The sequence below is a fragment of the Rossellomorea sp. NPDC071047 genome (genome assembly GCF_050270195.1).
Lineage (GTDB): Bacteria > Bacillota > Bacilli > Bacillales > Bacillaceae_B > Rossellomorea.
On the sequence record NZ_JBNNJT010000003.1, the window covers coordinates 45,131 to 59,198 of the forward strand.

Here is a 14,068-nt window from a genome sequence, read left to right on the forward strand (position 1 = left end):
TCTTCAACACATTTCCTATTATCGAATATATCATCCCCAAAATGCAAAGAACTTGCACAAGGAAATTTTATTGAAGTCAATATCGTATAGGAATAAGCACAATGGGAAACTTATATATAAGCCATTCAATAAGGAGGAAAACAACATGAGTGCAATTCAACGTATTGCTTTGGTTCTTACCATTATTGGTGCTGTGAACTGGGGACTTATCGGCTTTTTTCAATTCGATCTTGTTGCAGCCATCTTTGGTGGTCAAGATGCCGCTCTATCTCGAATCATTTACGGTTTAGTTGGTATTGCCGGTCTAATAAACCTTGGGCTGTTATTTAAACCAACGGAAGAGCTTGAAAGAGAACCTCATACTGAGCCAACCCGCTAATAGCGGGATTTCCCGTACAACCTAAAAAAAGGTGACCCATCCTCTGGGTCACCTTTCTTATTTCAGTAACTTCTTAATGATCTGCATACCAAATCTTCCACTTGGATAACGGAAGCTTAAATCAAACTTCGTCGTCTGTTTTAAGATACTTTTGTAATGTGAGAAGGTTGAAAAGCTTGATTCTCCATGGTAATTTCCAATCCCACTCTCCCCTACTCCCCCGAAAGGAAGATATGGTGTAACGATGTGCATAAGTGTATCGTTTACACAACCTCCACCGTAGGAAATCGATCCGTTGATTCTCTCCTCTGTAATTGGATTGCTAGAAAATAAATAAAGGGCCAACGGTTTCGGTCGCTCTGTCACAAAGTCAATGACTTCATCAAGCTCCTCATATTCTATGACTGGGAAAACCGGGCCGAATATCTCATCCTGCATCACTGGTACGGTAAAATCTCTTGGCTTCATTAAAGTCGGTTCAATTTTTAAGCTCCCAGAATCCACATTCCCTCCTAAAAGGATTTCACCATCTTCCAAATAGCTTGTTAAACGATTGAAATGACGCTCATTAACAATCCGACCAAATTTATCACTCTTTAATGGTTCAGTTCCATAAAATTCAATAACCGTTTTCTTAAATTCAGTGATAAATTCATCTTTCTTGCTTTTATGAATAAACAGGTAGTCAGGTGCTATACACGTTTGTCCGGCATTCGTCACTTTCCCGAATGCGATGCGCTTGGCAGCCAGAGGTATATCAGCCGTTTCATCCACGATACACGGGCTTTTTCCTCCCAATTCAAGAGTGACGGGAATCAACTGCTTTGCCGCCGCTTCCATCACCACTTTTCCTACTGGAACGCTCCCGGTAAAGAAAATATAATCGAATGGCTGTTTCAGGAGATGCTGTGTCGTCTCCACTCCTCCTTCAATCACGAAAAGCTGTCTTGGATCAAAATGAGTATTGATCATTTGCGCTAATAAAGCTGATGTAGCAGGAGTTAATTCTGACGGTTTAATGATGGCTGTATTACCGGCTGCGATCGCTCCAATGACAGGTGCAAGTGCAAGCTGGATCGGGTAATTCCAAGGTGCGATGATCAATGTAACCCCGTAAGGCTCCGGAACTGTATAGGCTTTCGACCCTATATGGGTTTTCGCCGTCTTGACCTTTTTAGGTTCTGCCCATTCGTCTATATTCTTCAGAACGAATCTAATCTCTTCAAGCAGGATTCCAATTTCTGTCGCATACGTCTCCATTTCAGATTTATTTAAATCTTTTTTCAACGCATCGATGATTTCTGCTTCATGGTTTTTTATGACTGTTGAGAACTTCTCTAACAAGTCTTTTCTATATTGTAATGGCCGCGTAACCCCTGACTTAAAAAATTGCTTATGATGTTGCAGTGATGATTCAACTGCTTCAATAGAAGCTTCCTCAATAATCATTTCAGTTGACACAAGAATCCCTCCGAATCTTTAATGTTCAACAGTTTAAACATAAGAACATTTTTATCGTACGATGATTTTCATATGTTGTCAATTTCAATGATTTTACCCAAATTCAATGCTCTCTAATCATTTCGATATTAAATAGAAAATCCCTTTACATACCGAAAAAAGAACGTATCCCCAATAAATTGAGAATACGTTCTTATCTGATGCGATCGTTACACCCAACCTCTGAATCTAGAGGCTTCAGCCATTTTGCGTGCGCCGACCATGTATGCGGCGAGTCGCATATTCACTCGACGATTCTGAGATGTTTCATATACATTGTTGAAAGCTTCGACAAGTTTAGCATGAAGCTTCTCGTTTACTTCTTCTTCCGTCCAGTAGTACCCCTGGTTATTCTGAACCCATTCGAAATATGAAACCGTTACCCCACCGGCACTTGCCAGTACGTCTGGAACAAGCAGGATTCCTCTTTCAGAAAGAATTCGTGTTGCTTCAAAGGTAGTCGGACCGTTTGCAGCTTCTACCACAATGGATGCTTTAATATCATAGACATTCTCTTCAGTGATTTGGTTTGAAATCGCTGCAGGGACGAGAATGTCACACTCCAATTCCAATAATTCCTTATTTGAAATCGTGTTTTCAAATAGAGTCGTTACTGTACCGAAGCTGTCGCGACGATCTAACAGATAATCAATATCCAAACCAGCAGGATCATGAAGGGCACCATGGGCATCAGAAATGGCGATGACCTTTGCACCTGCATCGTGCATGAACTTCGCTAAGAAACTGCCTGCATTTCCAAAACCTTGGATGACGACGCGTGCACCTTTGATGTCGATGCCTCGTTTCTTTGCAGCTTGGTCAATACAGATGGTGACACCCTGAGCTGTTGCCTTTTCACGACCTTGGGAACCACCAAGAACAATCGGTTTTCCTGTAATGAATCCTGGTGAGTCATTTTCACGAAGACGGCTGTATTCATCCATCATCCAAGCCATGATCTGAGAGTTTGTGTACACATCCGGTGCCGGGATATCCTTTGTAGGACCGACAATTTGACTGATGGCACGAACATAGCCTCGACTTAGCTTTTCCAGTTCAGTGAAAGACATCGTTCTTGGATCACAGATGATCCCGCCTTTTCCTCCACCGTATGGTAAATCAACAATTCCGCATTTCAAGCTCATCCACATGGATAAAGCCTTTACTTCCTCTTCATCCACTTCAGGATGGAACCGTACTCCGCCCTTGGTAGGTCCGACTGCGTCGTTATGCTGTGCACGGTAGCCCGTAAATACTTTGATACTGCCATCGTCCATTCGAACCGGGATACGAACGGTCAACATACGAATCGGCTCTTTCAGAAGTTCAAACATTTCTTCCGTATATCCTAGCTTGGATAAAGCATCATTGATGACATGCTGTGTAGAAGTAAACAGATTAAGGTTTTCTCCCATTGTAAACATTCGCCTCTTTATTATGTGATCTGAAACGTTGTAATTGTAACATATTACCGTATCTTTAACCATTGACTGGGGAAAGAAATAATTTTTATTTTCATGCCTGTTCCAGTTGATTTAAGAAAAAAACTTTTAACCCCAGCGGAAATTATGAGAGTACTTTTTTGATTCTCTCGATTGCCCAATCCAGGTCCTCTTGTGATATGACAAGTGGTGGAGCAAAACGAATGACTGTATCATGTGTTTCCTTACAAAGCAGTCCTTCTTCTTTCAGTTGTTCACAGTATTTACGGGCTGGTTCTTTCAGTTCCACTCCGATAAATAATCCGCTACCACGAACTTCCTTAATCATAGGATTATCTATCTCACGAAGTTTACTCATAAAGTATTCTCCCATTTGAAGAGAACGGTCTGCCAGGTTTTCATCGATCAGTACATCCAGTGATGCGACAGAAACCGCACATGCCATTGGGTTTCCTCCGAAAGTAGAACCGTGGGAGCCGGGGTTGAATACGCCTAATACGTCTTCACTAGCCACAACACATGAAATAGGGAACACTCCTCCCCCAAGTGCTTTTCCTAAAATGTACATGTCAGGATCAACGTCTTCCCACTCACACGCGAACATTTTCCCTGAACGGGCAAGACCTGCCTGAATTTCGTCTGCAATGAATAGAACGTTGTTTTCTTTACATAATTCATACGCTGCTTTCATGAAGCCTTTAGGAGGAAATACGATTCCTGCTTCTCCCTGGATCGGTTCAATAAGGAAAGCGGCTGTATTTGGAGTGATGGCTTCTTTTAACGCTTCGAGATCACCGTAAGGAATCAAATTGATTCCTGGAAGCATCGGGCCGAATCCACGCTTGTATTCTTCTTCTGAAGAAAGGGAAACAGCTGTCATCGTTCTTCCGTGGAAGTTCCCGTTACACGCGATGATTTCCGCACTGTTTTCTGCTACACCCTTCACATCGTACGCCCAGCGGCGAGCTGTCTTGATCGCCGTTTCCACTGCTTCGGCACCCGTATTCATTGGAAGGGCCATGTCTTTACCTGTCATCTTACAAATCTTCTCATACCAAGGTGCTAATTGATCGTTATGGAATGCACGTGAAGTCAATGTCACACGATCCGCTTGATCTTTTAACGCCTGGATGATCTTTGGATGACGATGTCCCTGGTTTACAGCTGAATAGGCGCTAAGCATATCCATATACTTATTCCCTTCAGGATCCTTGACCCATACGCCCTCTGCTTCTGAAATAACGATTGGTAGGGGATGATAGTTTTTCGCACCATATTTTTCGGTTTGTTCAATAATCGAATGAGTACTTACTGACATGAAAGTTCCTCCTTGCTTAAAAGCATTTTATTTTTAATGCCATATGACGAGGCTAGTTAACTGACATGCAAAAAATATTTGCATTTAGAAAACCCTTACACTTATAATAATGCAAAAGATAGTTGCATTTTTCAAGAGTTTTTTTAAAATTTCTTATAATTCCACTCTTTTTGCGGATTCCTTTGATACCACCCCCTAAATCTAACATCGAAGGGTTGGAAAATTTGCGCAAAAAGAAGACAAATAGACGATTCGTTTTGCAGTAAGATCTAACAAAAATGAAGAGGAGAGAGACAGCATGCTGGAATCTGAAAAGCGTTTGTATATGTACGAAAAAGTCGCTGAACATCTCGAATCAGGCGTTCATGTCATCGATTCTACCGGGAGAACCATCATCTACAATCGTAAAATGCGCGAAATCGAAGGCATGGAAATTGAAGACGTCCTTGATAAAAATTTGCTGGATGTTTTCCAATTTCATTCCGAGGAGGAAAGTACCCTTCTTAAAGTTCTAAGCACAAAGGAGCCTACCCTCAACGTGAAGCAAACTTACTTTAATATAAATGGAATCGAAATCACCACGATGAACGATACATTCCCTATTTTTCATGATGAGGTGTTGATTGGAGCGATTGAAATTGCCAGGGACATCACCAAGCTCGAAAAGGTGATGAGGGATCATATACAGAAGCGCCCGAGCAGCTTATATACCTTTGATAGCATTATCGGTAAGCATCACCGCCTGCAGGACGCAGTCGAAACGGGAAAGCGGGCGGCAAGAACTTCTTCCCCTGTGTTGATCTGTGGTGAAATCGGGACCGGCAAGGAGCTTTTCGCTCAAAGCATCCATAACGACAGCGCACGTGCCAACCGTCCCTTCGTCACCCAGAACTGTTCATCATTACGCGATGATATGCTTGAAGAAATCCTATTTCACGAGGAAAGGGAAGGCAGCAGCCCGGAAGATCACCGACCATCCCTCTTCCAACAAGCACAGGGAGGAACCCTCCTGCTCGACGAAATCAACTCCTTAACCCCTTCCCTTCAGAAGAAGCTATTAAACTTTTTTTCCCGAGGGACGGACCTTCCATACGATGTGCGGGTGATGGCAACGGTGAACGAGGATCCCATCGACGCCATCGCAGAAGGACGGTTATTAAAGGACCTCTATTACAGGCTGAGCATTGTTTCAATCTTTATCCCTTCTCTCCGTTCGAGAAAAGAAGATTTATCGGAGATCGTGAACTATTTCATTGACCAGTACAACCACCATTTTGCCATGAGTATCAAGGGGATTTCGAATGAAGTAAGGGAGATTTTCCAACAGTATGACTGGCCGGGCAATGTGAGGGAACTTGAGCATGTCATCGAGGGAGCGTTTAATCTCGTTGGCTTTGAAGAGGAAATCGGTTTCAATCATCTCCCATTTGGTTTCAGGCAGCGCATCCACCACACAGCTGATGGAGGTGAAAGCCAGGATGAATCGGAGTTCCTCTACCAATCCGGAACCGAGATCAAGCCGTTGGAGGTTTTCATTGAAGAAGCAGAAACCTATTATATTCAAAAATCTTTGAAATACCATGACTTTAATATTACCAAAACGGCGAAATCACTTGGAATGAGCCGGCAGAATTTGCAGTATCGGATTAGGAAGTACGGGATCGAACGGAATTCATTTTGAGGGTGTGGCCACTTCTCTTTTTTTGGGGAGTGGCTTTTTGATTGGAGTTGTTTGCTAATGCGATTCTTGTCGATTTTGGAAAATGGCAGGTAAAATGAAAGTATTGGCAGATAAAATTATAATTGGCACGTAAATCTTGAATATGGCAGATAATCATTATTGAGGACTATTCAATGTTTAGAATCCTTCTTCTCCCTTTTACATCCCCACCTAAGATCCCCCCAAACATAAAAGAGCACCAGCCCCTTCATCAGCACCACTCCACTGACAAAAAGACCAGCACTCTCTCCTCCATGCTTATTCCATATGCTGCAAATAAGGAGTCAAATCCACCCCAATACTCTCCGCAAGCTTCTTACCGAGCTCTACATCTGCCCGGAAGAAATTACACACCGCGCGCAAGGCTATTCTTTCGTTGATTTGTGATAGTTCACTGGAAATATTCTTCACTACTTGCTCTTTCACTTCATCCGGGTAGCTTCTGTAAATGCGTCCGGCCTGACCGAAATCATCTGTTTTCCGGATTTTCTGTCTTCCCCTTTCACCCGTCATCGGCTGATGTATTTCCGAATATCCCGCCACTTCTTTTGGTGTATCATCGAAGCTGTTAGGCTCATAGTTCACTGAGCCCGTCTGTTGCTTAAACGGCATATGTCCGTCCCTTTGATTATTCGCCACCTGAGCAAATGGACAGTTGATCGGGAGCTGGAGGTAGTTGGCACCTATCCGGTAACGCTGTGTATCAGAATAGGAGAATAGCCTTCCTTGCAGCAACTTATCTTCAGAAGGCAGCATTCCGTTCACAAGCACTCCCGGATTGAAGCCCACTGATTCCGTTTCCGCAAAGATGTTTTCTGGATTTTCATTTAAAATCATCGTACCGACAAAGTGAGATGGGATGTCATCTTCTGACCAGTCCTTCGTCGCATCGAGAGGATCGAAATCGAAGGAATCCATATCCATTGGATCCAGTACCTGAACATACAGATCCCATTCAGGGAAATCTCCTTCTTCAATCGAATCATATAAATCACGGCTTGCATGGTTAAAATCTTTCCCTTGAATCTCAGCTGCTTTTTCCGCAGATAAATTCTCAATTCCTTGTTTCGGCTTCCATCTAAGCTTTACGTACACTGTATTGCCAGCTGCATTTACCCATTTATACGCATGCACACTTGATCCGCGCATTTGTCTATAGTTCGCGGGGATTCCTTCATCCGTGTAGAGATGCAGGAGCATATTGGTTGATTCCGGAGTCAAGGACATGAAATCCCAATATCTCTCAGGTTCTTGGATATTCGTTTGCGGATTAGGTTTTAATGAATGAACCATATCCGGGAACTTCATCGCATCACGAATAAAGAAAACAGGAAGGTTGTTCCCGACAAAATCCCAGTTCCCTTCTTCTGTATAAAATTTCACGGCAAACCCCCGGGGATCCCGTAAGGTTTCTGGAGAATGCTGGCCATGGACGACGGTCGAAAAACGGGCAAATACAGGGGTTTCTTTGCCAGCTTCCTGAAAAAGTGCGGCTTTTGTAAATTTTTTCATACTGTTTTTTGTAATGAATACACCGTGTGCCCCAGCCCCCCGTGCATGCACGACTCTCTCAGGAACTCTTTCACGGTCGAAGTGAGCCAATTTCTCAATTAGCTGATAATCTTCTAGCAGTGCAGGTCCTCTTTCTCCAGCTGTAATTGAGTTCTGGTTATCGCCAATCGGGGCGCCTTGATTCGTTGTGAGTTTTCTTTTATCCACTAAAAAACACTCCTTTAAATTATAATTATTATTAAATGATTATAATTTTATTTTAATCATTTGAAAATGAAAGTCAATCACAAATTATAATAATTTCAAATTAATAATCATTAAAAATAGTGAAATCAGGCATAAAAAAAGAGACAACCTATACTATAAGTTGTCTCTAAAAAATATTATCGAGTTTGGAAGAGTAGAACCAGAACCTTCACGTTCATGATTTGATCAATTTAGAATCCGTGATAAAGCGTACGCCTTCCGTGGATTCCAAAGAGAACACTCCTCCCCTTCCTTCTTTTACATCCAATATGATCCGGAAATGCTTCCAATACTCATATTGTTGTTCGTTCATATAAAAAGGACAGTCGGCTACAGTACCTACTAATACATCACTGTCACCGATGATCAAATCATCCTGACTTAAACACATAGGAGAACTGCCATCACAACATCCTCCAGACTGATGAAACAAGAGTGCACCATGCTTGCCTTTTAACGTTTCAATCAGATGGAGGGCCTGTTCTGTTGCCTCTAGTCGCTGTTCCATTTTAGAAGAATCCTAACGCTTTAGGACTATAGCTAACTAGTAGATTCTTCGTTTGTTGATAGTGTGATAGCATCATTTTATGATTTTCACGACCGATACCGGACATTTTGTATCCACCGAATGCCGCATGTGCCGGGTATTGGTGATAACAGTTCGTCCATACGCGTCCTGCTTGAACCTCTCTACCGAAACGGTAAGCCGTGTTCATGTCACGAGTCCATACACCTGCTCCAAGTCCATAAAGAGTATCATTGGCGATTTCAAGGGCTTCTTCTTTCGTTTTGAACGTTGTAACGGAAACAACAGGGCCAAAGATTTCTTCCTGGAAAATACGCATTTTGTTGTTGCCTTTGAAGACGGTCGGCTTCACATAGAAACCTGCTTCCTGTTCTCCATCCAGGGTATTTTGCTCACCCCCGATGAGTAATTCCGCTCCTTCTTCTTTCCCAATTTCAATATAAGATAGTATCTTATCCAATTGTTCTTGAGAGGCTTGGGCACCCAGCATTGTATCTGAATCTAACGGGTTCCCCTGCTTGATTTGTTTCACGCGTTCGATTGCACGCTCCATGAACTTATCGTAGATCGATTCCTGGATTAGCGCTCTTGAAGGACATGTACACACTTCTCCTTGATTAAGGGCAAACATCACGAAACCTTCAACTGCTTTATCAAGGAAATCATCATCCTGATCCATTACATCTTCAAAGAAGATATTGGGTGATTTACCACCAAGCTCCAATGTAACAGGGATAATGTTTTGAGAAGCATATTGCATGATCAGGCGGCCTGTTGTCGTTTCACCTGTGAAGGCTACCTTACCAACACGCTTACTTTGAGCAAGAGGTTTTCCTGCTTCCACTCCAAATCCTTGTACCACATTCAGTACACCTTTAGGCAGCAGGTCTTCAATGAGTTCAATCAGAACCATGATGGAAGCCGGTGTTTGCTCGGCAGGCTTTAAGACTACACAGTTTCCTGCAGCAAGGGCAGGTGCAATCTTCCATACACCCATCAGAATCGGAAAGTTCCAAGGAATGATTTGGGCTACAACCCCGATCGGCTCATGGAAATGATAAGAGACCGTATCATTATCGATCTCACCAAGAGATCCTTCCTGGCCTCTGATACAACCGGCGAAATAACGGAAGTGGTCAATCGCAAGAGGTAAGTCTGCCGCTAATGTTTCACGAACCGGCTTACCATTATCCCATGTTTCGGCTACTGCAAGCATTTCTAAGTTTTCTTCCATACGATCCGCGATTTTATTTAAGATAATGGATCTTTCCGTAGCAGAGGTTTTACCCCATGCGTCTTTTGCTGCATGTGCTGCATCCAATGCCTTTTCTACATCCTCTTTGTTTGAACGGGCAATTTTCGTGAAAACTTTCCCCGTGACAGGTGATACATTTTCAAAGTATTCTCCACTTGCCGGCGGCACATATTCTCCACCAATAAAGTTCTCATACTTGTCCTTAAATTGTACCAATGAACCTTCAGTATTCGGATTATTATAAAGCATCTAAGATCCTCCTGTAATTATGTATTTTTCTGTTAATTAAGCGCTTTCATTATTATTATAGGTCATTTAGGAGGTACGGACAAGTATATTGTTCAAAAATTCTTTATTTTTCGTTAATTTATGATAAATTTCTCTACCAATAGGCAGATTCCCCTCATCAAAAAAAAACACGATGATCTCATCATGAGTATCATCGTTATTTTTATGAATATTTAATTTTACTGTATACTTTCGAGGGCACAATATCCTCATCAGACATAAGATGTCCATGATTTTTCTTTAGTGCCTCTTCCAGATGATCCGGCATCTTTTCTGAATCATACGCACAGACTACGGTCATATTATGCTCATGAACCACTTGATCGGTTTCTGTTTCGAACCACTCGATGATGGAACAAGGATCTTCCAATGCCCCCCATTCGACATTGGTCCAGGATCGGAAAGAAATTCCATGTTCTAAATAAGGAGCAATGGTTTTCTTTAATTGCTCATAAATGGCTGGAGGATGATAACTTCCGCTTGATTGATAAAATTCAAAGTTACTGATAGCATGGACTTTTTCCAATTGTTTACTAGTTAATTGGGTGTTTAGGCGTTTTTGTAATACATTCATATTTCTTTCGTTTTCAATTAAGATGACGATTTCCCCGTTTTCAATTCCTTCAAGTGTATACGTTATGGCATTATTCAAATACCGTTTTCTGTCTTGATAAGGATAAAGAACATGAGTACATTCATTGCCGGCTATAAGCTTACTTATCTTCTCTTTCAAATTTTACCACCTCCCCAATTTATCTCTTGTAGTACTATTTCTATAATATATTTGTAAAACCCTCTTTTATAAAAGGAATTCATACGATTGTAAGAAATTTGAAATAAGAAAATAAAAAAAAGACTGCCTATAAGAAAGACAGTCTCTTTACTATTTATATTATTTCTTAATTAGATCTTCACGTTCTGATTGCTCGATCCACTCTTCAAGTTTGTCTTTAAGAGTGTTGAAGCCAGCTGGTGTTGTTTCTTCGTTAGCTTGCTTTACACTTCCTTGACCTTGACGGCGAGGTTTTTTAGCTGCTGCAGGTTTTGCTTGTGGTGCTGCAGGAGCTTCTTCTGTAGCACGGATAGAAAGGCTGATTTTACCAGCTGCTTCGTCCACTGATAATACTTTAACCTTTACTTCGTCGCCTACTGAAAGGTGCTCGCTAACGTCTTTAACAAAGCCGTGAGTGATTTCAGAGATATGAACTAATCCTTGTGTTTCTTCGTCAAGTGCAACGAACGCACCGTATGGTTGAATGCCTGTAACTTTACCTGTTACAACAGTTCCTGTTTCGAATTTTGTAGTCATGGTAACACTCCTAGTATATATATTATTTTTCGTCTTTACACGCAATTGTAGATTATATCATAGAATCCGTGATTCGGCAAAAGTTTATTCTATCAAACCTCTGCAACTAAACCCATTTTCTTCGATTTTCCACCTATAATTGCTTTCTCACTAGTTATGCTTCCCAATTATTAAAATTATTAAAACAGAGTAAACTTAGCTCTCTTTATATAGTTCTTCTGTCTCTGAAGACAAAATGACCGGTGTCGTCTGAACCCAACGATCTGGCTTAACGAAATTTTCATGCCTTAATTCATCATATACCTCTTTCAGATGGAGGGATGTTGTGTAATCTGGGTACTCTTTCAATATATATAGGTAGGTTTCTTCTACATTTGATTTCAATTTATCACTTTCATCAAAGATGGGTTGATACACATTTCCATCTGTAAAGTTTTGATAGAGGGTATCGTATTCATGCTTCACTTCTACTCTGAACCTTGAGTTATCCGGCAGTTCCTTTAATATCTTTTCGTAGTCCATCAAGCGATCAGCTGCTTCCTTCCATGTCCCTGTAAATTCCCCTGCTTTAATGACTGAATCAAAACGGGTAATCATATACAATTCATATCCTTCCGGTAAGGCTTCACGATTCGTGATCATCCTGAAGTATTCGACATCCAATGTAGTTTCAAGTCGGTCCGTTTCACTGTTATACGATAGCTTAACTGCATTATTGAATATTCCATCCCGTAACAACCATAGTTTGGGGGGATAGTCGTTTTTCATATGGTTGAACTCCTTCATATTGAATTCTCCGTTCTCAACATAAGGCTTCCAATATTCACTATACTTATTCAACTCCTCCTCATATAGCGGGAGGATATCTTGTTCCTTTTTAATAAAATCATCAACCCATACTTCTGCTTCTTCCTTCGTTAAAGGAGCTTTCAGATTTTTCATCATCACATCAGGAGTAGCCAATATCTGAGTCAACTCGTCACTCGCTCTCTGGACCCACTCCACTTTTCTTTCATTTGAGAAGTCCCGCTTTGGAATCGATTCGATATATATGAGTTGCCTCCCTGCATCCCGTGCGATCCCAGTCGAATTAAATATGCCTTCCGTAAACCCGAGCCGCTCCATTGCTTGAGTTTTCCTTAATTCATATTGAGCTTTCGCATCTTCTATCTCCCTTTGAAGTCGTTGGTCTGACTCACCGGCAAAATCCGCTTGATTCCCATTCTGTCTTCCCGGTTCATCCATCGTAAGCTGCAAGATGAGAACCGCACCAATCAGAAGGACACCAATGAAACTTGCGATGTATGGCCAATGAATTAGTGGTCGCTTCTTTTGGGATTTCCCTTCTTGTTTTATGGCTTGTATGATGTCTGAGGGATTGGTCTGATCCGGGATTTTCTTATACGATTGATTTAATAATTCCATGCGTTTTTCAAGCATCTTGTCATCCATTCAATCTCCCCTCCCTTTTTTCAGCCTCTTCCAGTTCTTTTTTCAAGAGGTTTTTGCCTCTTAACAGTCGTGTTTTGACAGTAGATAAATTGATTGACAGTATTTCAGCCATTTCTTCATACTTCTTTTCATGAAAATAATAGAGGATGATTGGTAGTTGATATTTACCATCCAGCTTTTGAATGCATTCGTGGAGCATACGATCCTCTTCCTGCCTCAGGATACGTTCTTGAGGAGTAATGACGTTTTCTGAAGGTTCATTTCCGATTTTTTTCACTCGATTGTTATGCTGATTTTCTTTTCGTTTAAAGTCCCTCGACACATTTAAAGTGACTTTATAAAGCCAGGTTGTAAACTTCGCATAAGAGAACCCGTCCAGAAATCTGTATACACGAATGAACACTTCCTGGGTGATATCCGGTATATCAGCGATGGAATTCCCCATCTGATAGGCAAACCGTTCAACGATGGGAGAATAATAAGTGATTAAATGGCTATATGCCTGCAGGTCTCCTTTTTTTGCACGTTCGATCAAGTGCTCATTTTCCACTCGTACCTTCCCCCTTTCTCTTTGATGCTTTCATTTATGTAACGTTCGTAAGGTGGATTTTGTTTCATTTATTTACAATTGAATCCATTCTTTTAAAACAGACAAAAAAAAAGCCTGACCCAATGAACATCGGATCAGACTAATTCTTTACAGTGATTGATTTCTTCTTTCGTTGCTTTTGGATAAATGGCAAGGCATAAAGCATGAAGGCTGCGATATGAGCGAATGCAAGGTTGGCAACAAACAGGCTCCAAAGCGTTACATGTCCCCATCCTCCAAGTTCCGGAACCGCTACGTAATAAATAAACACTGCCCATAAGGCTATAACAAATGGGATATGAAGAACCGCCCACTTACGATGTTCAATCCAAAGAAATAATGGAGTAGCCGTTGCGATAAATAGATATACAAGAAATACATCCATAGTAAATTCCTCCAATCTGATAGTAAACGCTTTCAATTATGGCGAAAAAAAGAATAATTTGTGAACGTTTTGTTACAATTAGTATACTACATTTCAGAGAAAATTCCAGCCCATTCATCATGTTTTTGACTACTTTTCTAGAAATTA

13 protein-coding genes are annotated in these 14,068 nt (G+C 41.3%); 2 read left to right on the forward strand and 11 right to left on the reverse strand.

Going from position 1 to position 14,068, the window contains the following annotated elements; translation table 11 throughout:
* Nucleotides 1–145 precede the first annotated feature (145 nt).
* Entirely contained in the window at nucleotides 146–379 is a 234-nt protein-coding gene (locus ACQKFO_RS12240) for a DUF378 domain-containing protein (RefSeq protein WP_044338099.1), read from the forward strand.
* A 57-nt stretch (nucleotides 380–436) separates the two neighbouring features.
* Here ACQKFO_RS12240 and ACQKFO_RS12245 read toward each other — a convergent pair whose 3' ends face one another.
* The 3 genes from ACQKFO_RS12245 to ACQKFO_RS12255 form a co-directional block, all read right to left on the reverse strand.
* Nucleotides 437–1,828, reverse strand: coding sequence for an aldehyde dehydrogenase (locus ACQKFO_RS12245; protein WP_427599501.1), 1,392 nt, complete (start codon nucleotides 1,826–1,828; stop codon nucleotides 437–439).
* A 221-nt stretch (nucleotides 1,829–2,049) separates the two neighbouring features.
* A complete protein-coding gene (locus ACQKFO_RS12250) occupies nucleotides 2,050–3,294 on the reverse strand; it encodes a Glu/Leu/Phe/Val family dehydrogenase (protein WP_427598968.1) in 1,245 nt (414 codons plus the stop codon).
* Between the two features lie 151 nt (nucleotides 3,295–3,445).
* Entirely contained in the window at nucleotides 3,446–4,639 is a 1,194-nt protein-coding gene (locus ACQKFO_RS12255; protein WP_427598969.1) for an ornithine--oxo-acid transaminase, read from the reverse strand.
* Between the two features lie 298 nt (nucleotides 4,640–4,937).
* Between ACQKFO_RS12255 and ACQKFO_RS12260 the strand changes: the two genes are divergently transcribed.
* The gene (locus ACQKFO_RS12260; RefSeq protein ID WP_427598970.1) at nucleotides 4,938–6,320 is read left to right on the forward strand and encodes a sigma-54 interaction domain-containing protein; all 1,383 of its coding nucleotides are present in this window, start codon (nucleotides 4,938–4,940) and stop codon (nucleotides 6,318–6,320) included.
* A 297-nt stretch (nucleotides 6,321–6,617) separates the two neighbouring features.
* Here ACQKFO_RS12260 and ACQKFO_RS12265 read toward each other — a convergent pair whose 3' ends face one another.
* The 8 genes from ACQKFO_RS12265 to ACQKFO_RS12300 all read right to left on the reverse strand — a co-directional run bounded on the left by ACQKFO_RS12265 (nucleotide 6,618) and on the right by ACQKFO_RS12300 (nucleotide 13,921).
* On the reverse strand, nucleotides 6,618–8,078 hold the full coding sequence (locus ACQKFO_RS12265; protein WP_427598971.1) for a catalase: 1,461 nt from the start codon (nucleotides 8,076–8,078) through the stop codon (nucleotides 6,618–6,620).
* Nucleotides 8,079–8,292: 214 nt separating this feature from the next.
* A complete protein-coding gene (locus ACQKFO_RS12270; protein ID WP_397554241.1) occupies nucleotides 8,293–8,625 on the reverse strand; it encodes a DUF779 domain-containing protein in 333 nt (110 codons plus the stop codon).
* A 1-nt stretch (nucleotide 8,626) separates the two neighbouring features.
* Nucleotides 8,627–10,147 (reverse strand): aldehyde dehydrogenase, encoded by a 1,521-nt coding sequence (gene adh / locus ACQKFO_RS12275; RefSeq protein ID WP_427598972.1) that lies wholly within the window; start codon nucleotides 10,145–10,147, stop codon nucleotides 8,627–8,629.
* A gap of 202 nt (nucleotides 10,148–10,349) precedes the next feature.
* A complete protein-coding gene (locus ACQKFO_RS12280; protein WP_427598974.1) occupies nucleotides 10,350–10,919 on the reverse strand; it encodes an MEDS domain-containing protein in 570 nt (189 codons plus the stop codon).
* A gap of 159 nt (nucleotides 10,920–11,078) precedes the next feature.
* On the reverse strand, nucleotides 11,079–11,495 hold the full coding sequence (gene yugI / locus ACQKFO_RS12285; protein WP_044338107.1) for a S1 domain-containing post-transcriptional regulator GSP13: 417 nt from the start codon (nucleotides 11,493–11,495) through the stop codon (nucleotides 11,079–11,081).
* A 195-nt stretch (nucleotides 11,496–11,690) separates the two neighbouring features.
* Nucleotides 11,691–12,947 (reverse strand): hypothetical protein, encoded by a 1,257-nt coding sequence (locus tag ACQKFO_RS12290; protein ID WP_427598975.1) that lies wholly within the window; start codon nucleotides 12,945–12,947, stop codon nucleotides 11,691–11,693.
* Nucleotides 12,940–13,497, reverse strand: coding sequence for an RNA polymerase sigma factor (locus ACQKFO_RS12295; protein WP_427598976.1), 558 nt, complete (start codon nucleotides 13,495–13,497; stop codon nucleotides 12,940–12,942). Before ACQKFO_RS12295 ends, ACQKFO_RS12290 begins: the two co-directional genes overlap by 8 nt.
* 139 nt (nucleotides 13,498–13,636) lie before the next feature.
* Nucleotides 13,637–13,921, reverse strand: coding sequence for a spore morphogenesis/germination protein YwcE (locus ACQKFO_RS12300; RefSeq protein WP_148970727.1), 285 nt, complete (start codon nucleotides 13,919–13,921; stop codon nucleotides 13,637–13,639).
* Between the last annotated feature and the right edge of the window lie 147 nt (nucleotides 13,922–14,068).

Excerpts from the sequence above, each read along its gene's own strand:
- ACQKFO_RS12240 (WP_044338099.1), top strand. The coding sequence starts at position 146 with ATGAGTGCAATTCAACGTATTGCTTTGGTTCTTACCATTATTGGTGCT.
- ACQKFO_RS12245 (WP_427599501.1), bottom strand. The coding sequence starts at position 1,828 with ATGATTATTGAGGAAGCTTCTATTGAAGCAGTTGAATCATCACTGCAA.
- ACQKFO_RS12250 (WP_427598968.1), bottom strand. The coding sequence starts at position 3,294 with ATGGGAGAAAACCTTAATCTGTTTACTTCTACACAGCATGTCATCAAT.
- ACQKFO_RS12255 (WP_427598969.1), bottom strand. The coding sequence starts at position 4,639 with ATGTCAGTAAGTACTCATTCGATTATTGAACAAACCGAAAAATATGGT.
- ACQKFO_RS12260 (WP_427598970.1), top strand. The coding sequence starts at position 4,938 with ATGCTGGAATCTGAAAAGCGTTTGTATATGTACGAAAAAGTCGCTGAA.
- ACQKFO_RS12270 (WP_397554241.1), bottom strand. The coding sequence starts at position 8,625 with ATGGAACAGCGACTAGAGGCAACAGAACAGGCCCTCCATCTGATTGAA.
- adh (WP_427598972.1), bottom strand. The coding sequence starts at position 10,147 with ATGCTTTATAATAATCCGAATACTGAAGGTTCATTGGTACAATTTAAG.
- yugI (WP_044338107.1), bottom strand. The coding sequence starts at position 11,495 with ATGACTACAAAATTCGAAACAGGAACTGTTGTAACAGGTAAAGTTACA.
- ACQKFO_RS12290 (WP_427598975.1), bottom strand. The coding sequence starts at position 12,947 with ATGGATGACAAGATGCTTGAAAAACGCATGGAATTATTAAATCAATCG.
- ACQKFO_RS12300 (WP_148970727.1), bottom strand. The coding sequence starts at position 13,921 with ATGGATGTATTTCTTGTATATCTATTTATCGCAACGGCTACTCCATTA.